This window comes from Flavobacterium sp. (assembly GCF_046296355.1).
In the GTDB taxonomy this organism is placed as follows: Bacteria; Bacteroidota; Bacteroidia; order Flavobacteriales; family Flavobacteriaceae; genus Flavobacterium.
Map to the genome: position 1 here is coordinate 23,691 of NZ_JBKBLM010000002.1, position 24,534 is coordinate 48,224.

General features: G+C 36.0%; 19 protein-coding genes and 1 tRNA gene. 13 read left to right on the forward strand and 7 right to left on the reverse strand.

Going from position 1 to position 24,534, the window contains the following annotated elements:
- Positions 1-9: 9 nt before the first annotated feature.
- Both rodA and ACK4HO_RS02130 read left to right on the forward strand, forming a co-directional pair.
- Positions 10-1,272, forward strand: a complete 1,263-nt coding sequence (rodA, locus tag ACK4HO_RS02125; RefSeq protein ID WP_409661913.1) for a rod shape-determining protein RodA — start codon at positions 10-12, stop codon at positions 1,270-1,272.
- Between the two features lie 49 nt (positions 1,273-1,321).
- Positions 1,322-1,864 (forward strand): hypothetical protein, encoded by a 543-nt coding sequence (locus ACK4HO_RS02130; RefSeq protein ID WP_409661915.1) that lies wholly within the window; start codon positions 1,322-1,324, stop codon positions 1,862-1,864.
- Positions 1,865-1,917: 53 nt separating this feature from the next.
- Here the strand turns inward: ACK4HO_RS02130 and ACK4HO_RS02135 are convergent, their stop codons facing one another.
- The gene (locus ACK4HO_RS02135) at positions 1,918-4,101 is read right to left on the reverse strand and encodes a carboxy terminal-processing peptidase (protein ID WP_409661917.1); all 2,184 of its coding nucleotides are present in this window, start codon (positions 4,099-4,101) and stop codon (positions 1,918-1,920) included.
- Between the two features lie 212 nt (positions 4,102-4,313).
- Here ACK4HO_RS02135 and surE point away from each other — a divergent pair, with 212 nt between their 5' ends.
- From surE to ACK4HO_RS02155, 4 genes are read left to right on the forward strand one after another with little or no spacing between them, the layout of a single operon-like run.
- Positions 4,314-5,081 (forward strand): 5'/3'-nucleotidase SurE, encoded by a 768-nt coding sequence (gene surE, locus ACK4HO_RS02140; RefSeq protein WP_409662263.1) that lies wholly within the window; start codon positions 4,314-4,316, stop codon positions 5,079-5,081.
- A 3-nt stretch (positions 5,082-5,084) separates the two neighbouring features.
- Entirely contained in the window at positions 5,085-6,197 is a 1,113-nt protein-coding gene (gene lpxB, locus ACK4HO_RS02145; protein ID WP_409661920.1) for a lipid-A-disaccharide synthase, read from the forward strand.
- 46 nt (positions 6,198-6,243) lie between these two features.
- Positions 6,244-6,909 carry a C40 family peptidase gene (locus ACK4HO_RS02150; protein WP_409661922.1) on the forward strand — a complete coding sequence of 222 codons (666 nt, stop codon included), beginning with the start codon at positions 6,244-6,246 and terminating at the stop codon, positions 6,907-6,909.
- Between the two features lie 40 nt (positions 6,910-6,949).
- Positions 6,950-8,977, forward strand: coding sequence for a ComEC/Rec2 family competence protein (locus ACK4HO_RS02155; RefSeq protein WP_409661925.1), 2,028 nt, complete (start codon positions 6,950-6,952; stop codon positions 8,975-8,977).
- Positions 8,978-8,987: 10 nt separating this feature from the next.
- Here the strand turns inward: ACK4HO_RS02155 and ACK4HO_RS02160 are convergent, their stop codons facing one another.
- The 6 genes from ACK4HO_RS02160 to ACK4HO_RS02185 all read right to left on the reverse strand — a co-directional run bounded on the left by ACK4HO_RS02160 (position 8,988) and on the right by ACK4HO_RS02185 (position 16,887).
- A complete protein-coding gene (locus ACK4HO_RS02160) occupies positions 8,988-9,455 on the reverse strand; it encodes a thioredoxin family protein (protein ID WP_409661928.1) in 468 nt (155 codons plus the stop codon).
- 53 nt (positions 9,456-9,508) lie between these two features.
- Positions 9,509-11,020, reverse strand: a complete 1,512-nt coding sequence (locus ACK4HO_RS02165) for a peptide MFS transporter (RefSeq protein ID WP_409661930.1) — start codon at positions 11,018-11,020, stop codon at positions 9,509-9,511.
- A gap of 1 nt (position 11,021) precedes the next feature.
- A complete protein-coding gene (locus tag ACK4HO_RS02170) occupies positions 11,022-12,680 on the reverse strand; it encodes a peptide MFS transporter (RefSeq protein WP_409661933.1) in 1,659 nt (552 codons plus the stop codon).
- A 77-nt stretch (positions 12,681-12,757) separates the two neighbouring features.
- On the reverse strand, positions 12,758-14,464 hold the full coding sequence (locus ACK4HO_RS02175; protein ID WP_409661937.1) for a peptide MFS transporter: 1,707 nt from the start codon (positions 14,462-14,464) through the stop codon (positions 12,758-12,760).
- A 28-nt stretch (positions 14,465-14,492) separates the two neighbouring features.
- Positions 14,493-16,661 carry a S9 family peptidase gene (locus ACK4HO_RS02180; protein WP_409661940.1) on the reverse strand — a complete coding sequence of 723 codons (2,169 nt, stop codon included), beginning with the start codon at positions 16,659-16,661 and terminating at the stop codon, positions 14,493-14,495.
- Between the two features lie 153 nt (positions 16,662-16,814).
- Positions 16,815-16,887: transfer RNA gene (locus ACK4HO_RS02185), tRNA-Phe, on the reverse strand.
- Between the two features lie 129 nt (positions 16,888-17,016).
- Between ACK4HO_RS02185 and ACK4HO_RS02190 the strand changes: the two genes are divergently transcribed.
- The 7 genes from ACK4HO_RS02190 (at position 17,017) to ACK4HO_RS02220 (ending at position 24,498) form a co-directional block, all read left to right on the forward strand.
- The gene (locus ACK4HO_RS02190) at positions 17,017-17,745 is read left to right on the forward strand and encodes a type III pantothenate kinase (protein ID WP_409661943.1); all 729 of its coding nucleotides are present in this window, start codon (positions 17,017-17,019) and stop codon (positions 17,743-17,745) included.
- Positions 17,742-18,992, forward strand: a complete 1,251-nt coding sequence (locus ACK4HO_RS02195; protein ID WP_409661946.1) for a hypothetical protein — start codon at positions 17,742-17,744, stop codon at positions 18,990-18,992. Before ACK4HO_RS02190 ends, ACK4HO_RS02195 begins: the two co-directional genes overlap by 4 nt.
- A 12-nt stretch (positions 18,993-19,004) precedes the next feature.
- On the forward strand, positions 19,005-20,279 hold the full coding sequence (locus ACK4HO_RS02200) for a tetratricopeptide repeat protein (RefSeq protein ID WP_409661949.1): 1,275 nt from the start codon (positions 19,005-19,007) through the stop codon (positions 20,277-20,279).
- Positions 20,279-20,830 (forward strand): LPS export ABC transporter periplasmic protein LptC, encoded by a 552-nt coding sequence (lptC, locus tag ACK4HO_RS02205; RefSeq protein ID WP_409661952.1) that lies wholly within the window; start codon positions 20,279-20,281, stop codon positions 20,828-20,830. Before ACK4HO_RS02200 ends, lptC begins: the two co-directional genes overlap by 1 nt.
- Before the next feature lie 2 nt (positions 20,831-20,832).
- The gene (locus ACK4HO_RS02210; RefSeq protein ID WP_409661955.1) at positions 20,833-21,030 is read left to right on the forward strand and encodes a hypothetical protein; all 198 of its coding nucleotides are present in this window, start codon (positions 20,833-20,835) and stop codon (positions 21,028-21,030) included.
- Positions 21,031-21,033: 3 nt separating this feature from the next.
- Positions 21,034-22,293: a hemolysin family protein gene (locus ACK4HO_RS02215; protein WP_409661958.1), complete on the forward strand. Its 1,260-nt coding sequence runs from the start codon at positions 21,034-21,036 to the stop codon at positions 22,291-22,293.
- 108 nt (positions 22,294-22,401) lie between these two features.
- Complete coding sequence (locus ACK4HO_RS02220; RefSeq protein WP_409661961.1) at positions 22,402-24,498, forward strand: peptidylprolyl isomerase; 2,097 nt, start codon at positions 22,402-22,404, stop codon at positions 24,496-24,498.
- Positions 24,499-24,534: the final 36 nt, after the last annotated feature.

Below are 24,534 nucleotides of genomic sequence, written 5' to 3' on the forward strand. Positions count from 1 at the left end.
CAACAAACGATGAAAAATCAAAGTGTAACAAATAACTTGGATTGGATAAGTGTTGTCATCTATATCATCTTGGTGATTATGGGTTGGCTCAACATTTATTCGTCATCATTGTCTTCTATTGAGCAAGAAACTTCCATTTTTGATTTTAGCCAAATTTATGGGAAACAGTTTTTGTTCATCCTTTTTTCGATACCAATAATTTTTATAGTCCTTTCGATTGATGCCAAATTTTACGAAAAATACTCCAGTATCATTTTTGCCATTGCTTTGATCTCCTTGGCAGGATTGTTTTTGTTTGGAAAAACCATCGCCGGACAGCGTTGTTGGTATGCCATAGGAAGTTTCACCCTACAACCTTCAGAGTTTGCTAAAGCGGCAACTTCATTGGCTTTGGCCAAATACTTAAGCGATGTTCAAGTCAATTTAAAAGACTTTAATCGACAAGTCCAAGCGATGATTATCATCTTTCTTCCGGTCATGTTGATATTGCCCCAACCCGATCCCGGAAGTGCTTTAATTTATACTGTTTTTATTTTAGTTCTTTACCGAGAAGGTTTGCCTTCCTGGTATGTTTGGACCGGTTTTATCGCCATTGTTTTATTTGTTTTGGCCTTAATTATAAAGCCTTTACCACTAATCGGGATTGCCTTGGCTGCTATTCTTTTTGTGTATTACAGAAGCCGTATTATAGACCGAAACTGGATATTGAGCAGCATCATTTTGGTTTGTATCTCAGGTTATGTTTTTTCTGTAGACTACGTTTTTGAAAATGTATTCAAGCAACACCATCGGGACCGTTTTAATATTCTTTTAGGGAAAGAAGTCGATATGAAAGGCGTGGGTTACAACACAAATCAATCTGAGATTGCCATTGGTTCCGGAGGTTGGTTTGGAAAAGGCTATCTCGAAGGCACACAAACCAAAGGCGGATTCGTACCCGAACAACACACCGATTATATTTTTACTACTGTTGGCGAAGAATGGGGATTCACCGGTTCACTCTTTGTTATTGCCTTATTTGTTATTTTAATCATAAGAATCATTTACCTCGCAGAACGACAGAAGACCAAGTTTAGTCGGGTTTACGGTTATTGTGTCGCAGGCATACTCTTTATCCATTTCTTTGTTAATATTGCGATGGTTGTTGGGGTTTTTCCAACCATTGGAGTGCCTTTGCCTTTCTTTTCTTATGGCGGTTCCGGACTTTGGGGATTCACCATTTTGCTTTTCATTTTCCTTAAGATGGATGCAAATAAGGTAAATGAATGGTAATTTAGGAATGGTTTTTGTAACTTTGGGATTACACTAAAAATTCCAAGTCATGAAAACAAAATTTCCTTTTTTATTATTAATCGCATTTTGTAGCTTTTCCTTAACTGCTCAGGTTGTAAAAGACACTATTGCAGCACCAACAGATTCCATCGCTTTAAAGCAAGTTGAACTTCAAAAGGCCAAAGAAAAAGCGGAAACATTATCACCTGAACAATCAGCAGCTATTCAGAAAGCGGCTTTGGCCAAACAAAAAGAAGCTGAAAAAATGAAAAAGGCAGCTGAAAAACAAGCCAAAGCTTTAGATAAAGAACAAAGAAAACTGGAGAAAGAACAAAAACAGTTTGCCAAAGAACAAAAGAAAATTGCCTCAGAAGAAAAGGACTTAATCAAAATCAAAGAGAAGCTTAACGACGAGAAAAAAGACCTCCAAAAAATGCAAGAGAAACTCGAAAAAAGCAAAAGAAAAGGAAAGTTAAGCGAAATTGAAATTGAAAAAGAAAATATCAAAATCAGCAAGCAACAAATCAGAATTCAAGAATTACAAGAAGACCTTGATAAAACAGAAAAGAAGTTAAATAAACTAAGACGCTAAAAAAAAGCCATCTCTTTAAAATGAGATGGCTTTTTTATTGGAATACTATTCGATTAAGACTTAACCAACTTATCCTTTTTTAACTTAGTAGACAAACCTTTGTTGTTTTCGGTTTGCAAGTCATTTAAAATATGAATCGCTTCTTCAATATAAATGTCTTTTGACAAGCTTTCATGCCATCTTTCTCTTTTCTCTTTAAGCACAGGGTCATTTTTCATGCTTTCTACCTCATACGGTAGTGATTTAAAGTCAAAGGCATTCTTATAATCTGAAATCGGTTTGTACTTTTTGTTCTTTTCGTCTAAGGATTTTTGCTCTGCTTTAAACTTGTCGATATTCAAACTGTATACATTCTCTTTGTTTCTTTCGTCCAACCATTTGGCATTGTCATCAATCAATTGCAATTGCGGATTGTTCTGCATTCTGGTTTTGCTTTTAGAAATGGTCAAATCAAAGTTGTTTTGTTTGTCCCAAATTTTATAATCGGCTGCATCAATTTTGTCCCAAGGCATCGCATTTTCTATATCGCGTTCGCCCATTTTTAAATAAGCATACTTGTCCGGAATAGCAATATCACTTTTCACGCCTTCTAATTGTGTTGAACCACCATTAATTCTGTAGAACTTTTGAGTAGTCGTTTTTAAAGCGCCTAAATCTCCGTAAGTACTACCGCGAACAAATTGGTTTAAATCAATTACATTTTGAACTGTTCCTTTTCCGTAAGATTGTTTGCTACCAATCACAACACCACGCTTGTAATCTTGAATCGCAGCGGCTAAAATCTCTGAAGCCGAAGCTGAAAACTCGTTAATCATTACCACTAATGGTCCGTCCCATTGCACTTTGGCATCACGATCATATAATACTTCTTTTTTACCGGCAGCCGATTTGATTTGTACAATTGGACCTTGTTCTATAAATAATCCAGCGATATCTACAACCGTTTTCAAAGAACCGCCACCATTATCTCTAACGTCCATTACGATTCCTTGTACGCCTTCTTTTTTCAATCTTTCTACTTCAATCGCTACGTCTTTTCCGGCATCGCGACTGTTTTGGTCTTCAAAATCGATATAGAATTTAGGCAAATAAATGATGCCGTATTTAAATCCGTCTTTCTCCACCACACTCGATTTTACATACGTCTCCTCAATTTCTACCTCATCTCTGATGATGGTGATTACTTTAATGGTTCCGTCTGTTTTTTTAACCGTTAAACGAACTTCTGTTCCTTTTGGTCCTTTGATTTTTTTAACAACATCGTCCAAACGCATTCCCACTACATCCACCGGTTCGCCATCAGCTTGGGCTACTTTCAAAATAATATCGCCTGATTCTAACTCTTTTCCTCTCCAAGCCGGACCGCCGGAAATCAATTCTGAAATCTCGGTAAAGTCATTTTTCTTTTGCAAACGCGCTCCGATTCCTTCCAATTTTCCGCTCATACTCAAATCAAAACGCTCTTTTTCATTTGGCGCAAAATATGAAGTATGTGGGTCAAAACGAGAAGATATGGCATTTATATAAATCGAAAACCAATCTTCACGGTCTAAATCTTTGATGAAATTGAAATTGTCATTCAAAGAACTTAAAGTGCTTTCGCGGGTTTCTTTTTCTAATTGCTCGAAGGTTTTAGGCTCTGATTTTTTGGCCAAATCTTTATTGTTTTTCTTGTCTTCTTCTAATTTTTGTTTTTCAACCAAAGACGACAAAGCCGATAATTTCACTTGTAAACGCCATCTTTCTTTCAAATCCTTAGTCGATTTGCAGTAAGGCAACTTTTCATAATCCGTGTTAAAAGATTCGTCTTTTTTGTAGTCAAAAGGTTTGTCCAAAGCCTCTTTATAATAACTTTTACTTTCCTCCATACGCTTCATCAAACGGGTATAAGTCAAGTCAAAGAAAGACAATTCTTTGTTTAAAATTTGATCGTCAATTTGCGTTTCATATTCAGCAAACTCATCGATATCCGATTGCAAAAAGAAACGTTTTGAAGGATCTAAAGCATTCAAATAATCTTTGTAAACTCCTTTTGAAAAAGTATCATCAATCGCTGACGGACTGTAGTGTCCCTTTTCGATGACAAAAGTCAGCAACTCAATCAGCAATTTATCTTTCTCCGGATCAGATGCTTTCTTACTTGGGAACAAACTGAATCCCAACAAGGCCACTGATAGTGTCAAAACTACCAATAGTGCTTTATAATTTCTTTTCATAAACTGCATTATAATATTCATTAATTATTGGTCTAAATTAAACAAAAAACCATGCCAAGATTTCCCTTGTCAGATAAAATTTTGTTAAAATGATTTGCTTCGTTCCTCACAGAACGGCAATTGCATCAAAGTTATAAAAAAATGTAGCGTGGTAAAGCCTTAAAATGGTTAATTTTGCATGTACAGTAAGTCGTTAAAATAACTTGCTTTGTTACAGAATTTAAAAAAAAATGATGACCAAACCCACTATTTTAGTTACCAATGACGATGGCATCAATGCGCCGGGAATTAGAGCTTTAATTGACGTCATGGCCGAAATTGGTGATGTAATAGTTGTGGCACCCGACAGTCCGCAAAGCGCCATGGGACATGCGATTACCATCAACAGCACTTTATATTTGAATAAAGTTTCTGCCGAAAATGCAGTCATTACAGAATACGCATGCTCCGGAACTCCGGTGGATTGCGTTAAATTGGCCGTTAATGAAATTTTGAAAAAGAAACCCGACTTGTGTGTGTCCGGTGTCAATCATGGTTCAAATTCTTCGATTAATGTGATTTATTCGGGCACGATGAGTGCTGCGGTTGAGGCGGGCATTGAAGGCATACCTGCAATAGGCTTTTCCTTATTGGATTATGCTTGGAATGCTGATTTTGAAACCATAAAACCATTTATCAAAAAAATATCTTTGGAAGTTTTGACAAAAAAATTACCTGAAGGCACGGTTTTGAATGTCAACTTCCCCAAATTGAAATATGACGACATCAAAGGCATTAAAGTTTGTCGCCAGGCGAAAGCCATTTGGATGGAGAAATTTGACAAACGACAAACCCCTTACGGCAAAGATTATTATTGGTTAACCGGAGAATTTGTTAATCAGGACAAAGGCGAAGACACCGATGAATGGGCATTGTCTAAAGGCTATATTTCGGTAGTTCCAGTACAGTTTGATTTAACGGCACATCATGCGATACAACAATTAAATTCTTGGGATTTATAAGATATGAAATACTACATCATTGCCGGCGAAGCTTCGGGCGATTTACACGGTTCCAATTTGATGAAAGCGCTTTATAAAGAAGACGCTACGGCTGACATCCGTTTTTGGGGTGGCGATTTGATGCAAAACGTTGGCGGAACATTGGTCAAACACTATCGAGAACTAGCCTTTATGGGATTTGCCGAAGTAGTGATGAACTTGAAAACCATCCTGAACAACATCAAAATTTGCAAAGCCGACATTGAAAAATTCAATCCAGATGTAATTATTTTTATCGACTATCCCGGCTTTAATATGCGCATTGCTAAATGGGCTAAAGAAGGTGGCATCAAAACCCATTATTATATTGCACCACAAATTTGGGCTTGGAAAGAAAACCGAATCAAAGCAGTCAAAAGAGATTTCGACAAACTGTTTGTCATTCTACCGTTTGAAAAAGATTTCTTTGAAGTCAAACATAATTTTAAAGTTGATTTTGTTGGCCATCCATTAATTGATGCAATTCACAATCGAGAGAAAACAACCGAATCGACCTTTAGGAAAGAAAACAATCTGGATGACAAACCCATAATAGCCATTCTTCCCGGAAGCCGAAAACAGGAGATTTCTAAAATGCTAAGTGTGATGCTCAGTATTGTGGATGATTTCAGCGATTACCAATTTGTAATTGCCGGCGCACCAAGTCAGGACTATCATTTTTACGAACAGTTTTTGACCAATAAAAATGTCAAGTTTATTTCGAATAAAACTTATGATTTATTGAGTGTTGCCAAAGCTGCTTTGGTAACCTCAGGAACAGCGACTTTGGAAACCGCTTTGTTCAAAGTGCCTGAAGTCGTGTGCTATAAAGGCGGTTTTATTTCGTACCAAATTGCCAAAAGAATCATTACCTTGAAATACATTTCATTGGTCAATTTAATTATGGATGAAGAAGTCGTAACCGAATTAATTCAAGACAAATTCAACACTAAAAACCTAAAAAAAGAGCTTTCAAAATTGCTTGAGGAAAAGCACAGAAACACGCTTTTAGAAAAATACAATCAATTAGAAACCAAACTTGGAGGCATTGGCGCCAGCGAAAAAACTGCTAAATTTATCATAAATGACCTTCAGTAGTTTTGATTACTAACACTAATTTTTACTTTTGTAAAAAATAATTTTATTGAAAAACATCGCTTACATATCAATTCTTTTACTGTTGTTTACCGCTTGTAAACCAACATCAAGTATCGTCACTTCAAAGGAAGTTGCGGTAAAAAAAGGAACCTATACCGAACCCAAAACACTGACCGTTGTTCCATTAAAAAATACGGAGAAGAAAAAGAAAATTCAAAATCAAGAGGTAACCCTTAAGCAAGTTCCGGATCCTAATGTCACCAAAAAAGTGGCCAAAGTCAACAACCAAAATGACGACGACATTCTTATAGAAAACGAAGATGCCAGTTATTTAATCAAACAATTAATCAATAGTGCTTCCGACAACTTGGGTGTAGGATATCGAGGTGGCGGTACTACTAAAGCCGGTTTTGATTGTTCGGGTTTAATTTATTCTACCTTTAAAAAATTCGATATTACTTTACCGCGTTCGTCACACGAAATGGCAACTGTAGGAACAAAAATTGATTTGTCTAACGCCAAAAAAGGCGACTTAATTTTCTTTATCAACCGTGGTCAAAGAAGAATCAATCACGTGGGAATGGTGGTTGAAGTTACAGATGACGAAGTAAAGTTCATCCACTCTTCTACACAAAGTGGTGTAATTATTTCTTCCACCAAAGAATCTTATTACAATAGAACTTTCGTACAGATAAATCGTATTTTAGAATAATTTTCTTTCATCATGTTAAGATTTTATGTAATTTAGTTACATGAAAATCTTACAATTTCCTTTAACCGGAATTACTTTTGCCTTTATTTTTGGAATAATTGTATACCAAAATTACCATCCTGAATCAATTTTTGTCTTCGGAAGTATATTGATTGGATTGGTTTTTATGTTGGCTCTTCACTTTGGATGTAAGAGAAAACCAATTTGCAAATCGTTTTTCGGAATACTTACTTTAGGGATTTCTTTCTTTATCGGATTGGCTACTTCCATATTTCACAATGAAAGCTTGCGCCAAAATCATTATCTCAATCAACTCGCGGAAGAAACATCACATCAAATCACACTTCAGGTTAACGAAAAACTAAAAAGCTCGGCAAAAAACAGCCGTTATGTAGCCAACATCCAAAACGTTGACCATCATAAAAGCTTTGGTAAAGTCATCCTCAATATCAGGCAGTACAATAAAATTCAAGATTTGCCTATTGGCAGTCAAGTAAACCTTTTTGGCACTATTTATAAAAATAAAAATCCATTCAATCCCAATCAGTTTGATTATGGCCGGTATTTAGAAAATCAACAGATTTATGGTCAAATTTATACCGATGAAAAGCAAATGGTCATTGGTAAAACTGAGTCAACACTTTGGTCGCGCTTTTCCAATTTCAGAACTGAAATCATCCGAAACTTATCGCTTTCTCAGTTCAAAAAAGAGGAACTCAATATCATGATTGCTCTGCTGCTTGGGCAACAACAGGATATTTCACCAGACGTTTTGAGAGATTACCAATTGGCCGGAGCGGTTCACATCTTATCCGTTTCAGGCTTGCATGTTGGGTTTATATTACTGTTTGTTACTTTTCTTTTAAAACCTTTAGCTAATACTAAAAAGAATACTTTAATCAAGCTGATTATTATACTGCTCTCGCTATGGAGTTATGGTATCTTGGCCGGATTGGCGCCATCAGTTGTACGTTCTGTAACCATGTTTTCATTTGTGGCTGTTGGCAATCACTTGCGAAGAACTGTAAATGTGTTTCACACCTTATTGGTTTCTATGCTTTTAATCCTGCTATGGAAACCTTCATTTTTATTTGATGTTGGATTTCAGTTAAGCTATTTGGCCTTGTTTTTTATCCTTTGGTTACAACCGTTATTAGCTGAAATTTGGCAACCGAAATACAAAGTCACTCAATACATTTGGGATATCTTAACCGTTTCTTTTGCGGCTCAAATAGGCACTTTGCCCTTAAGCATTTATTATTTTCACCAATTTCCGGGTTTGTTTTTTGTGACCAATGTAATAGTGTTACCGCTACTCGGAATCATTATGATAGTGGGAGTGATTGCCATTGTTGTGGCTTGCTTTGGAAAAGTTCCTTCTGTTGTGACAAAACCATTAGAGTTCCTAATTGAACTGCAAAACAACATGATTCAGTGGATTGCTTCTTATGAGGATTTTGTTTTCAGGAACATTTCGTTTACAAGTGCCATGCTTTGGATTTCCTACTTTGTGATTATCGCGATTATTATTTGGTTCAAAAAACCCAATTTCAAACGATTGGTAATCGCATTATTATCTATCATAACTTTGCAAAGCTTATATATTAGCACCAAACTTGAAACCCACAACACAGAAGAGTTTATTGTTTTCAATGCGAGAAAAAGCAGTATTATTACCCAAAGAAAAAACAAATCCGTAACGGTTTACAGCAATGACAGCATTTTAGCTTCCTTGGAAAACAACACAACAATTCAAGCTTATTTGGTTGGCAATTTTTGTCAGGCCAAAGAAAAAAAACGACTTCAAAACCTTTACTATTTCAACAACAAAAAGATATTGCTGATTGACAGTTTGGCCATTTATTCCCCAAAAATAAAACCCAACATTTTGATTATTACCAATTCCCCGAAACTGAATATGGAAAGGCTACTTGAAGTATACAAACCTCAACAAGTTATAGCAGATGCCTCCAATTTTAAAAGTTATGTTCGGCTTTGGGAAGTCACATGCAATAAAGAAAAAATCCCTTTTCATTATACCAATGAAAAGGGATTTTATAAGATTTAATTCGGTTGAATTATGATTTTTTGTTTGCTAAGATTTGATTGGCTCCGGCCAACCATGGTGTTGGACCGCCGGCAACATAACCTGTACTGCCTATTTGCTCTAAGTTGATTTTACCGTCTTTTTTCGTAGCATTAACAAACCAAACTGTTGGATATCCTCTAACCCCTAAGGCTTGTTGTAATTCCATGTTTTGCTTTTGAATTTCCGGTTGTTGCGCAGTTCTTCTCGGGAAATCTAATTCTACTAAAACAACGTTGTCTTTTGCCCATTTGGCGAACTCAGGTGTTTTCAGAACTTCTTTTTGCAAACGGATACACCAACCACACCAGTCACTTCCGGTGAAAAACAATAGTAATGGTTTTTTTGTTTTTTTGGAGATTTCCAAGGCTTTATTCATATCAGTTTGCCAAGTTAATTCTTGTGCTTGTATCGTTAAAGATCCTAAAACCAGGAATAACGTAAGGATTAATTTTTTCATGTGTTATTATTTTTTTTACAAATATAAACAAAAACAGTACCAAAAAATGTCGGCTATTTTACATCTTGCATTAACTTTTTGACTAAAGGTGAAATGACAATCAGCACCACTCCGGCCACTAATGCATAAATGGCCAATTGCTCATAACCATCGGCATAAGTGTTTAGTTTTTCCAAATTGGTAGCATTCTCTGAGGCTTCAGCAATGTTAGCGCCAAGTAATCCTGCAAAATACTGACCATAAGCACTGGCTAAAAACCACATTCCCATGATTACCGCTTGTGTTTTTTGAGGTGACAATTTAGTCATAGCACTCATTCCGATTGGTGATAAACACAATTCTCCAAAAGTTATAATAAACCAACCAAAAGTGAAAATTCCCAAAGACGTTCTACCGCCAGCATCGGCAAAGAATTTTGTGTAATAAAAAATCCAAAAACCTGCCGCTAAAAATATAAAGGCTAAGCCAAATTTTATAACTGTGTTAGGCTCTATTTTTCTTTTGGCCATCCATAACCAAACCAAACCTACTAATGCGGCAAAACCAATAACAAAAAATGAATTAGCTGAATTGTTAACTCCATTCGGACTCAATTGTACTCCTAAAATTTCATTGTTCAGATTGTTTGCTGCGTACAAACTTAAAGAACCACCACTCTGCTCAAAAAAGGCCCAAAAGAAAATGGAAAAAATGATAAAAACTAAAGCTGCTAACAACTTTTTATTTTCTCCAATAGAGAAGTTCTTCATTTCATAAAACAAATACAAAATGGAAGCCGGACCAATAAACATCATAAAGTAATCTGTATACACCGTATTGGCAACCATAATTATGATAATCGGAACAATGGCTAAAGAACCCAAAAAAGTTAGTATTTCATATAATTTTCTTTTCGACTCTTTCAAATTCATTAAAGGAGACAATCCAATATCTCCAAGGCTTTTTTGAGTTTGTGTGAAAGTCAGCAAACTAATAATCATCACTAGCGCTGCAAATCCGAAACCAACATTCCACCTGAGATTTTCGGGAACTAATGATTGCCACATTGAACCTTCGGCTACCGCTATACAAATATAACCGCCAATCAAAGCGCCAAGATTTACACCCATATAAAAAAACGAAAATCCGGCATCTCTTCTTGGGTCGCCGTCTTTGTATAACTGCCCGACCATTGAAGAAATATTAGGCTTGAAAAAACCCGTTCCAACTATAGTAAACCCAATGCCTATAAAAAAGAAACTCTTTGGGTCAATCGCTAAGATTATACTGCCGACAATCATCAAAATTCCACCCCAAAAAAGCGATTTTCTGAGTCCTAAAATCTTATCGGCAAATAATCCTCCTATAAATGTAAAGGCGTAAACCCAAGCTTGAGTTGCGCCGTATTGTAGATTGGCCACTTTTTCATTCATCCCAAGATGCCCGACCATAAATACTACTAACATGCCGCGCATTCCATAGAAACAAAAACGTTCCCACATTTCGCTGAAAAATAAATACCAAAGTTGTTTAGGGTATTTGCCTTTAAAATCCTGAATTTGTGCTACTGTTTGATTGGTTTCCATATTAGTTTATTCCTTTTTCTTTCATTACTTTATTCAATTGTTTCAGCAAAGCAAACATCAATAAGGTGGCAAAAATCAGTAAGGCGAAATTTACCCAAAAGAAATTGGCTTTGTCATCGTAAGTATCCCACAAACTGGCTAAAACACCCGACATTTTATTCCCGATAGAAGTCGATAAAAACCAACCGCCCATCATTAAAGACGTGATGTTCTTTGGCGAAAGCTTGGAAACTACAGACAATCCCATCGGACTGAGGAATAATTCTCCAATAGTGATGACACCATAATTGGCTACTAACCACCAAACGGAAACTTTTTCACTTCCGTTGTTGCCAATGTGAACTGCGGCGACCATTACCAAAACAGACAAAGCTGAGATTAATAAACCAAATGCGATTTTGGTTGGCGTACTCGGTTCTTTCTTCCTGCTGCGTAAAAAGGTAAAGAAAGCCACTACTAATGGCGTTAAAATAATCACCCAACCCGGATTGATAGACTGACTCAAATTGGTGGCCCAAATACTGATTTTACTTCCTTCTTCCGGTTTCTTTTCTTCTTTTACATTTCTGAAATAAATGGGGTAATCCACCACTTTTTTAACCTCTCCATTCTCTTTTTGAAGACGGAATCCGGCGTCATATAACTCTGTAGAGTCTTTTTTGTATTCGATTTCTTTGGCCAATTTCAAACCGTTAAAAACCGTTTGGGTTGTTCCTGTAATTTCTCTGTCGGTATAACGGTCAGCCCAAGTATTTAACGCCGAACCGTTCAACTTAAATACCGCCCAAAACAATATTACCACAGCGAAAATAGACAATAAAGCTCCTATAGGTCTTTTGTCTTCAATTTTGGCTTTGAAATACAAACTTCCATAAAAGAAAATCACTGGTATGCAAGCGAAAATAAAGGCATCGGTACTATCCGAACCAAAAATATAACTGTCTAAATTCGTCTCCGATTGAACGCCTTTCAGTAACCAGCCGATGACACCGAAAATTACTGAAGGTAAAAGAATGAACAATACGATTTTATAAAACGGCATATCGCCTTCCTGCAAGCCTTTCTTCTCGGTTTTATCTCCGTAATGTTTAGTTCCCATAAGGAAAACAATTACACCAATAAACATCCCGACTCCTGCAGCCATAAAGGCATATTGCCAACCCAAAAGGATTTGCAAAGCGGCACCGAAAAAGTTACAGATGAACGCACCCACATTGATACCCATGTAGAAAATATTGTAGCCTTCGTCCTTCTTGTCCTTGTATTGTTCATCGTTATAGAAATTCCCTAAAAGCGTAGAAATATTAGGTTTGAAGAATCCGTTACCCAAGATAACCAAAGTCATGGCCACGTAGAGCATTGTAATATCGTGAATTCCCATCAGCATATAACCGGCACCCATCATTAAACCGCCAATGACAATCGATTTTTTATAACCAAAATATCGATCGGCAACCAAACCACCAATAAATGGGGTTAAGAATACCAAAGCAATAAATGTCCCGTACAAATCGGACGCTTCTTTCTCAGTCATGGCGAATCCTGCCTCAACATCTTTGAGATATAAGGTAAAAATTCCAATCATTAAATAATAACCGAATCGCTCCCACATTTCGGATAAAAACAAGTAAGGCAGTGCTTTAGGATGACTTTTCCACATAATTTTTTGATTTAAAAAAACAAACCTACAAGAGTTGCTTGTAGGTTTGAAAGATATAAAAATATTTTAATATGTGATTATCTCACACCGTGCATCATTTTTTTCAATTTTGGCGTTAAAACCGCTAAAATAATCGCAGCTATTCCACATAAAATAACAAAAACCATGAAAAACTCATATAAATTATGGATTTCAAAACCTCCAAATGAAGTATAAGCGGTTGGCAATTGTTCTTTATCGAACATAGCAACTTGCTCAACCGTTAAAGTTGCTTTTTTATCTAAAACATCTTGAAGATTTACACCTAATGATTCTGCTTTTAGAAATTTATCCCCAGTAGCAGGAATGATTGCTCCAAGTGAACCAGCTAAAGCATAGCCGGCAGCATTAGAAATAAAGAAAACACCATATAATAATGAAGCAAAACGCTTTGGTGCTAACTTTCCAACCAAAGATAATCCAATCGGTGATAAACAAAGCTCACCCATTGTTTGAATGAAATATAATAAAACCAACCATTTTATTGCTAATAAACCACTATTTCCAAGATCTTTAACATTATGAGCAATAATAAAATAACTTAAAGCAATCAAAGCTAGTCCTAAAGCTTGTTTCATTGGTGAGATTGGTTCTTTTTGTTTTGCTCTTAATCTATCCCACATTATACTAAATGGTACAGCTAAAATAACAACAAAAAGTCCATTAAAAATCTGAACCATTGATGCTGGCATATCCCATCCAAAGATAAAAGTTCTATCTGTTTGATTTGATGCAATAAAAGTTAATGATGAACCGGCTTGTTCAAATGCTGCCCAAAAGAAAATAATGAAAAACGAAACAATATAAATTACAGAAATTCTTTCTCTCTCAATTTTGCTTTCAGCTGAGCTCATGATTAAAAAAGCCAATGAAATTCCAGCACCATAAATAATAGGATAAATAATTCCTTTTACTAAGGTTCCAATTTCAAAATTACTAAATCCAATTTCTGAAACTAATAAGTATCTAAAAGCAAAAAATAAAACAAAAAATAAAACTGTTGCAATTCCTATTGATTTACTTGTGAATTTTGCTTGTTCTTCAACTTCGCCCTTTGAAGAATCTTTATTAGGTTTTGCTCCAATAGGAGTTCCATCAGGTGAAACAACATATTTATCTTTTAAAAAGAAAAAAACTAATGTTCCTAAAACCATAGCAATACCTGCCATTAAATATCCCCATTTGAAAACTGTAGGATCTTGTACTCCATTAATCTTCACATCGGCAAAAAGTGGAACAAAATATTGACTTAATAAAGCACCAATATTAATTCCCATATAAAAAATAGTAAAAGCAGAGTCTAATTTAGTCTTTTCTTGAGGTGGATATAAACTTCCAACCATAGAGGAGATATTAGGTTTAAAGAATCCATTTCCAAAAATAATAACAAAAAGACCTAACCAAAAAACACCTTTAGATAAACCTAAATTATTATCATAGATGGTAGCACTGTAAAACAATGAAAACTGACCAATTGCCATCAAAATTCCACCAAGCATAATACAACTTCTATTTCCCAAATATTTATCTGAAATAAAACCTCCTAAAAGAGGTGTTAGGTAACATAAAGCCAAAAATCCACCATAAATAATTGATGCATTTGACTCTCCTAACATTAGGGCATTTACCATAAACAATGTCAGAATCGCTCGCATTCCGTAGAAGTTGAATCGTTCCCACATCTCGGTCCCGAATAGTACCCAAAGTCCTTTTGGATGTCCTGTTTTTACTGCTGTTTCACTCATAATATTGGTTTTAGTTTGTATTGGTTAATTATAAATTCTCTTTGATAAAATTGGTCATTTTATTGAACAATTGCACTCTAGTCTTTCCTCCGTAAATGCCATGATTCTTGTCGGGATAAATCGCCCAATCAAATTGCTTGTTGGCTTGAACCAGTGCCTCAATCATTTGCATCGTATTTTGAACATGTACATTATCATCAGCTGTTCCGTGAATTAAAAGGAAGTTTCCTTTGAGTTTACTCACGTGATTGATTGGTGAATTGTCGTCATATCCGCTTGCGTTTTCCTGCGGTGTTTGCAGGTATCTTTCGGTGTAAATACTGTCATAGAAACGCCAATTCGTAACCGGCGCCACTGCAATAGCCATTTTGAATACATCGGCACCTTTGAAAAGACAATTACTACTCATAAATCCGCCATAAGACCAACCGAAAATACCGATTCTCGTTTTGTCAACATAAGCATAATTTCCGATGACTTTAGCGGCATCGATTTGGTCTTCCACTTCGTATTTTCCTAATTCTTTTTGGGTGCATTTTTTGAAAGCCGCTCCTTTAAAACCGGTTCCTCTTCCGTCTATACAAGCCACAATATAGCCTTGTTGTGCCAACATCATGAACCACATATCATTAGTATCTAACCAATTATTGGTCACTTCTTGCGAACCCGGTCCGGAATATTGGAACATGAAAACAGGATACTTTTTAGTCGCGTCAAAATCTTTGGGTTTAATCATCCAAGCATTTAGCTTGTGTCCTTTTTCGGTGGTTAACTCAAAGAACTCTTTGGCCGGTAAATTGTATTTTTTGATTTTTTCTGCCAATGCTTTGTTGTCAACAATAGACTGAATTTGCTTTCCGTCTTTGGCACTGTTTAAAGTGTAAACAGTTGGCTGTGTAGCACTCGAATATGAGTTGATGAAAAACTCAAAATTCGGACTTAAGGTTGCACCATTGGTTCCGACTTGTTGCGATAATTTGATTTTATTTTTTCCGTCTAAACCTATTCGGTAAACATCTCTTACTATCGAACCATTTTCTACAGATTGATAAAAAACCGTTTTGGCCTTTTCGTCGAAACCATAGTAAGCTGTCACTTCCCAATTGCCTTTGGTCACTTGGTTTTTCAACTTTCCGGTTTTGTCGTATAAGTAAATGTGGTTGTAACCGTCTTTTTCCGATGTCCAGATAAAACTGTTGTCTTTTAAGAAAGTTAGGTTGTCGGTAACATCAACGTAAGCTTTGTCTTTTTCGTTCAAAACTACTTTCGCCGTTCCGGTAGTTCCGTCAATGAAAAGTAAGTCTAAATTATCTTGGTGACGGTTTAATACTTGAGCCGAAAGTACATTAGCATCATTAGTCCATTCCATTCTGGCGATGTAGAAATCGTTGTAATTTCCTAGATTGATAGCTTTTGATGTAGCTAATGTCACGTCGTAAACATGCAAAGAAACCAGGGCGTTTTTTTCACCGGCTTTCGGATATTTAAACGTTTCCACTGTTGGATATAAGTTTTTCTTGAAAACATTCATCGAAAACTCGGGAACTTCGCTTTCGTCGAAACGAATATAGGCCAACTTTTTACTATCGGCACTCCAATCATAAGCTCTTACGAAAGCAAATTCTTCTTCATAAACCCAGTCGGTAATTCCATTGATGATGCTGTTTTTCTTTCCGTCAGTAGTTATCTGAATTACATTTGCGGAAGCGATATCATAAATAAAAAGATTGTTGGCATTGGCGAAACCTATTTTAGAACCATCGGGAGAAAAAGTCGGTTCTTGCACTTGTTCTAAAACTTTGGTTAGTTTTTTGGTCGTTAAATTGTAAAGAAAATAATCCGCGGTAAACGAGTGGCGAAATATTGGATTGGAATTATTAGCTATCAACAATTGCTTTTCGTCTTTGCTGAAAACGTAACTATCAATGCCGTCAGCCAATTCAGGAAAACTCTTGGTGTCAATTAAAGTGCTGACTTTTTTTAGGGTCGCAAAATCATACAAATCAATTTGCATGGATCTTGTAGCTCGGTCAAAATTGAGAACGGTGTATTGATTGGTGTTTTTCATGGCGATAAGTTCGTCCATGGCTTCAGGTCTGAAAGTTCCTGAATAAATTTCTTCAACACTTAATTTTTGCTGTGCAGTCAAAGAAAAGCACGATAAAAGGAACAGTACAACTGCTTGTTTTATTTTCATTTTAACGATGGATTATAAGAGAGGTCAATTTTAGTGAAAAAATTAGAAACCACCACACATTTTTGTGTTAAATGCATTTTTCAAGAGGAATTTTGACTTCCAAAATTCCCGAAAAACAAAAAACCCCGATAATTTCTTATCAGGGTTTGTTTGTGGTACCTCCAGGAATCGAACCAGGGACACATGGATTTTCAGTCCATTGCTCTACCAACTGAGCTAAGGTACCTTTTTGCTACACTTCGTTCGGCTATGTGCCTCGAATGTTGCGGGTGCAAATATAGAACGATTTTTAATTTATCCAAAACAAATAATAAAAAAAAACTATTCTTACCTTAGCCTCATTAAAATCGCCTTTATGCTATTAGCCATAGATGTTGGAAATACCCGAATCAAAGCAGCTGTCTTTGAAGACAATACTCTTTTGAAAGTCATCATTTTTGACAAAAAAGAAGTGGTTGAAAAAATTAATTTTATTTTGGACCAACAGTCAAAAATCAAAGCTTTAGTTGTCGCTTCCGTCGGAAAAATTGACCCTTCTGACTTTTTGCGTTTTGAAAAAAGAGCCTCCATTTATTTTATTACTCATGAAAGTCAGTTTCCGTTCAAGAATCTTTACAGCACTCCATTGACCCTTGGCATTGACCGAATGGTTTTGGCAACCGCAGCTACTTTACAATTTCCTAATCAAAACCGACTCGTGATTGATGCCGGTACTTGTATCACTTATGATTTTGTTGATGAACACGATCAATATCTTGGCGGTGCTATTTCTCCCGGTATTCGTTTGCGTTATGAATCGTTGCATCAATTTACCGCAAAATTACCTTTATTAAAAAAAGCCTATCCTGAATATGTAATTGGGAATTCAACCCAAGAATCAATACATTCGGGAGTTATCAACGGTATAACGCTTGAAATTGACGGCTTTATTGAACAGTATAAATCACAATACGCTAAATTTATCATAATTTTAACGGGTGGCGACGCAGAATTTTTGGCTAAACGATTAAAAAATACCATATTTGCCAATTCAAATTTTCTTCTGGAAGGTTTGAACCAAACATTTCAATACAATCAAAAATGATTAAAAAAATTATAGTAAGCCTTTGTTTACTTTTTTCATTCTCTGCCTTAGCCCAAGAGGGAACTTCTTCCCCATATTCTTATTACGGAATTGGAGACATCAAATTTAAAGGAACTGCTGAAACTCGTGCCATGGGAGGACTTTCTGTTTTTCCTGACAGTATTCACTTGAATCTTCAAAATCCGGCCCATTTGGCAAGCTTAAAATTAACCACTTTTTCTATTGGCGGTACTTATGCCAACACCAAATCGAAAACCGAAACCCAAGAAGGAAAAGCCAGAAGAACAACGCTTGATTATCTGGCGGTTGGCGTTCCTATAGGAAAACTAAGCTTTGGTTTCGGCCTTATTCCCTACTCTTCCGTAGGTTATAAAATTCAAAGTGTTTCAGAAGACGATGTGCCTATTTACTCAAGATACAGCGGTATCGGCGGCGTGAATAAAGTATTTTTTGGCGCTGGCTACAAATTGACTAAAAAAATTAATATTGGAGCTGATGTTCAATATAATTTTGGGACTGTAGAAACCACCAATTTAAGATACCAAAACGAAATTCAATACGGAACTCGTGAGAATAATGCGTCAACTATCAAAGGATTTAATGTTGATTTTGGAGCCACTTATCAAACAAAATTAAACAAGAAACTAAGTTTTTTCAGTAGTTTAGGATTCACCCCTGAATCTAAAGTTGAACTCAGCAATACACGTTCTATTGATATCATACAATTTATAAGTTCCGGCGGAATAAGTATCATCGAAACTGAAGAAGTAGATGTAGCCAATACGATTATCAAACTTCCGTCTAAATTCTCTTTTGGTTCAGGATTGGGTGAGGTAAAAAAATGGCTTGTTGGTGCCGAGGTTACCCTTTTAAACACTAGTGTCATGTCTAATCGTTTTAATGACATCAACGGTGCTACTTTTGAAAATTCTGTTCGTTATAGTTTGGGCGGTTATTTTATCCCGAATTACAACTCCTATTCCAATTATTTCAAAAAGATAACTTACCGTGCCGGATTGAGATATGAAAATACCGGATTGGTGATTCAAGACAAATCGATAACTGATTTTGCTGCGAATGTTGGTTTCGGACTTCCTTTAGGAGGCATTTTTTCCAAAATTAACATAGGTTTTGAAATGGGTAAAAGAGGGACTAAGTATTACAACTTAGTAGAAGAAAACTATTTTAACATCAGTGTTGGTTTATCGCTTACCGACAGATGGTTTGTAAAACGTAAATTTGACTAAAAAATTTTCAGCATGAAAGCAATTTTTTCTCTGATTAGTATCTTGTTAGTTACAAGTATCAATGCCCAAAAGTTTGACTGTTCTTCCAAAATGACAGCTTATCAGGATTTTTTTAAGGCCAAAGATATAGCCGATGCTTTTGACACTTGGACTGAAGTGAAAAAAAATTGCCCAAAACAAAGTGAATTAGTTTACACCGACGGATTTGACATTCTTCAATTCAAAATAGACAATGCTGCCACAGCCGAAGAAAAGGAAAAACTGGTTCGAGATAAAATGGCATTGTACGATCAATACAACAAAAACTATCCTGAAAAAGCAGCCGATTTTGAAGTCAGCAAAGCCATGGTTTTACACGATAACAAAATCGAGGCTAAAGAAGAGATTTTTAATTTGTTGGACAGTGGTTTCTCAAAAGCTTCAGGAAGTATAACCAACGCTAATGCCATTTATACTTATTTCAGTCTTTGCTATGAAAAATACAAAGCAGGTGATAAAAAATTCACTGCTGATTTGGTCTTAGACAAATATACTTTGGTTAATTATATGCTTACCAAATTACAAAACAACAATACTGACAACACAGACAATTATAAAACAGCACAACGCGGCATCAATTCATTGTCCAAAGACTTAGTGAATTGTAGCAATCTGGCTGCTTATTACGAAAAAAACTTCAACCAAAACAAAGACAATAACGAGTGGATTACAACGGCTCTAACCAACCTTTCTGCCAAATGCAGTTCACAACCCGTGTTTGTGACCATGGCTGAAAAATTATACAGTGTAAAAGCCACTTCGCAATCGGCTTATTTTATGGCTTTGGCCAATTTGCGTCAAAGAAAATTCACCGAAGCCATCCAGTTTTACAACCAAGCGGCCGATTTGGAGACCAATCCGCAAGAGAAAGCCAAAATTTATTACACACTGGCGACAGGATTGTTGGCCAATGACATGGCTAAGTCTAAAGAAACCCTAAACAAAGCCTTGCAATTTGACCCAAAAATGGGAAGAGCACATTTGTTTCTAGCCCAATTGTATTCTTATGCTCCGGAAGAATGTGGTAAAACAGATTTCGAAAAGAAAGCCATTTTTTATTTGGCCATTGAAACCGCAAAAAAAGCCAGTGTTGCCGACCCTAAACTAAAACCCGCAGCTGATAAAATGGTAGCCGATTTTGCCTCAAAAGCTTTGACACAATCTGAAATCAACAAAGAAAAAATGAATGGTAAGTCATTAACCATTGAGTGTTGGATTAACGAAACCATTACGTTTCCGGCGAAATAATGAATTCCATTTTCAGATATAGTATCCCTTTTTTCTCTTTGCTGTTTTGTTTGGCGATTGTTTCGTGTGAAAGCAATTTTAAAGAGGTTCAAAAAATGGGCGTTTCTGAGTTTACACCTAGTGGTGATGCCGATTCTATCAATTTAAAATACACCGATTCCGGTAGAATTACCGCCAATTTAATCAGTCCGAAAATGCTCGATTACGCTACTGTTGAATTTCCTTTTACAGAATTTCCTAAAGGCATGCATTTGACGTTATTCGACAAAAACGGAAAGCAAACCTACATCGATGCTGATTATGCCGTAAGATATAAAATCACCGACATGATTGACTTACAAGGCCATGTGAAAATCTCCAACCAAAACGGAGAACAACTCGAAACCGAACAATTGTATTACGATCAAAAAAACGAATGGTTTTTTACCGAAAAAAAGTTTAAATTTACTTCACCAAAAGGCGTTTCTTATGGAGAAGGAATTGATTTTAGTAAAGATTTCAAAAAAGTAAATTCACAAAAAGTATCCGGACAAGTCCAATCATCAGAGTAACTATGAATTATTTAAAATTTACCCAATACGCTTACCTTATCGCTGCCATCTTATTTGCTATTGAAGCCTTTAACCAATACAAAGCAGGAGAAACCAACAAAGCCATCATTTTGGCAATATTTACCTTCGTGGGTATTTTTATGTTTTTCTTTCGCAGGAATTTTGCCAGAAAATTTGAAGAGCGCAATAAAAAACCCTAAAACATGGAAGTCGGAATAATTATCTTGTGTTTGATACTTTCCGCCTTTTTTTCCGGAATGGAAATTGCCTTTATTTCCTCCAATAAAATTTATCTTGAAATTGAAAAAAAACAAGATGATTTTATTTCCAAAATTTTAACCAAACTCACCGAAAAACCTTCCAAGTTCATTGCCAGCATGCTCGTTGGCAACAATATCGCCATGGTAGTTTACGGATTTTTCATGGGTGATTTGCTTATGAAATGGTTTGCCTATTTGGGTTATCAATTCACCGATTTATCGAGTTTATTACTCCAAACCGCTATCTCTACTTTAATCGTTTTGATGACTTCCGAGTTTTTGCCAAAAGTTTTTTTTCAGATTTATGCCAATAGTTTCCTGAAGTTTTTTGCTTTGCCGGCTTACTTCTTCTACAAATTGTTCTACTACATTTCTTCGTTTATGATTTGGATATCCGATTATATCTTGAAGAAATTCTTTAAAACGGAAGGAGACCAAATTACCCTTTCTTTCAGCAAAATAGAATTGGGGAATTACATCACAGAGCAAATGAACGCGGTGCAAGACTACGAAACTGTAGATTCTGAGATTCAAATCTTCCAAAATGCGCTCGAGTTTTCAGGCGTAAAAGCCAGAGACATTATGACGCCGCGAACAGAGTTAGTTGCAGTTGACCTTTACAGTTCCGTGGCCGAATTGAGACAATTATTTATCGAAACCGGTTATTCTAAGATTTTGGTATATCTCAATACACTTGATGACATTGTAGGTTACGTTCACTCTTTTGAACTTTTCAAAAAACCTAGAACAGTCAAATCAGTCATGATTCCTGTAGAATTCGTACCTGAAACCATTTACATCAAAGATGTGATGAATTTGCTTACCAAAAAACGAAAAAGTGTGGCCGTCGTTTTAGATGAATATGGCGGCACTTCAGGAATTGTGACCATTGAAGACATCGTTGAAGAATTATTTGGCGAGATAGAAGACGAACACGATTCAGATGAAGCGTTGACTGAAAAACAACTTGACAGCACTACTTATATGTTTTCCACAAGATTAGAAGTTGAATACTTAAACGAAACTTATAAACTGAATATACCCGAAGGTGATTCTTATGGTACTTTGGGTGGATTTATAGTCGATTTCTTTAAAGAGATTCCGCAAAAAGGAGATCAAATCACCATTGAAAACTTCCAATTCACCATTGAAGAAGCGACGAATAAGAAAATCGAATTGGTCAAAATGACACTAATCGATTAGTTTCTGCAAAAAAATTAAAAAATAGATGAAATTATAACTAAGTGAGTATTATTATTTCACAGATAATTGTATTTTCGCAAACTGAATTAAAAATTAACAAGATTAGAAATGGCAATTTTATCAAAAATTAGAAATCGCTCAGGCTTACTTTTAATACTAATAGGTTTTGCATTATTGGCTTTTGTCGTGCAAGATTTATTTAGCAATGGTTTTAAAAGCGTATCAACTGACGTAGGAAGTGTAAACGGAAAAGATATTTCTTTTGAAGACTTTAGAATTAAAGTAGCAAACGTTGAAAAAAACGGTCAAAATGGTCAACCAATGACTTCTATGCAGGCTTCCAACCAAGTTTGGAACCAAGAAGTAAGTGTTGCCTTGTTGACCGCTGAATTCGAAAAATTAGGATTACGCGTTGGCGAAAAACACATTGTTGAAGTATTCAAAGCGGATCCAAACATTGGGCAAAACCAAATGTTTATGAATGCTGCAGGAAAATTTGATGTAACCAAGTTTAAAGATTACTTCAAATCCAATCCGGAAGGAATTCAAATCTTAAAAGAAAGAGAAAAAGACGCTGAATTGAATGCCAAATACCAAATCTATAATTCATTGGTAAAAGGCGCTATGTATACTACAGAAGCGGAAGGTAAATTTAAATATGAGGCTGAAACCAGCAAAGTAACTTTTGACTATGTATCAGTTCCTTACTCAAGCATCAAAGACAGCGATGTTAAAATTACTGACGAAGAGATTTTAGCCTATCTTAAAACCAAAGAGAAAAAATTCAAATCAGAAGAATCTCGTGAATTGGATTATGTATTGATAGAAGAAAAACCATCTGCACAAGACGAAGCAGAAGTTAAAAACAAAATCAATTCGTTATTGACTTCACGTGTTGAATTCAAAGACGGTAAAAATGATACGATTCCGAGTTTCCAATCGGCAACTAATATTGCTGAATTTGTAAACCAAAATTCGGATATTCCTTTTGATTCTACTTATATCGCTAAGCAAGATTTACCGGCAGAACACGCTGAACAATTATTTGCTTTGGCAACCGGTCAAGTTTACGGTCCATATATGTTTAGCAACTACTATTGTATTTCTAAAGCTATGGGAAGAAAAGCCGGAGCTAAATCAAAAGCAAGTCACATCCTTATCAGTTGGGAAGGCACTCAAGTTCCTAACAAAAAAGAGAAAAGAACTAAAGAACAAGCCAAAGCAAAAGCTGATGGTTTATTGGCCCAAGCATTAGCCAATCCATCAGGGTTTATGTTTTTGGCGATGTCTAATTCTGACGACTCCTCAGCACAACAAGGTGGTGATTTAGGTTATTTTGGTCCGGGCCAAATGGTAAAACCGTTTAATGATTTTGTATTCAACAATCCGGTTGGAAAAATTGGTTTAGTAGAAACAGAATTCGGTTACCACATTATCAACGTTACCGATAAACAAGACGCTATCAGATTGGCTACTATTGCTGAAAAAATTGAGCCATCAGAAGCTACTAATGACAAAATATACACACAAGCAACCAAATTTGAAATGGATGCTACTGCCGGTAAAGATTTTGCTGCTTTGACCAAAGAAGCTAAGTTGACGGTTAATCCATCAGTAAGAGTTAAAGCCATTGACGAAAGTTTTGGTGCAATTAGCGGACAAAGACAAATCGTAAAATGGGCATTTGAAGACGATACTAACATTGGAGACGTAAAACGTTTTGAAGTAGTTAATATGGGTCATGTAATTGTGAAATTGAAAAAAGTAAATGAGAAAGGCTTAATGGCTGTGGAAGAAGCAAGACCACAAGTGGAAGGTCTTTTGAAAAACAAAAAGAAAGCAGAAATGATCAAAGCTAAAATGACCGGAAGTTCATTGGCTGCGATTGCTGCCTCAAATAAAGTTACAGTTGTAAATGCTCTTGATTTAACCCTTGAAAGCCCTGCAGTTCCGGGTGCCGGATTTGAACCAAAAGTGGTTGGAACTGCCTTCTCTTCAAAAGCAGGACAAGTTTCTAAAGCTATTGATGGTAATTCAGGTGTATATGTATTGGTAACTAAAACCGTTACTAAAGCACCAGCGCTTCCAAAATACACCGATTACGTAAATAAATTAAAGCCACAAGCGGCAGGGAATGCCGGAAGATTTATGCAAGCGTTGAAAAACGAGGCAGACATCCAAGACAACAGAGCTGATTTCTATTAATCGTAAATCACAATAAATAAAGAAACCCCGAAGTGA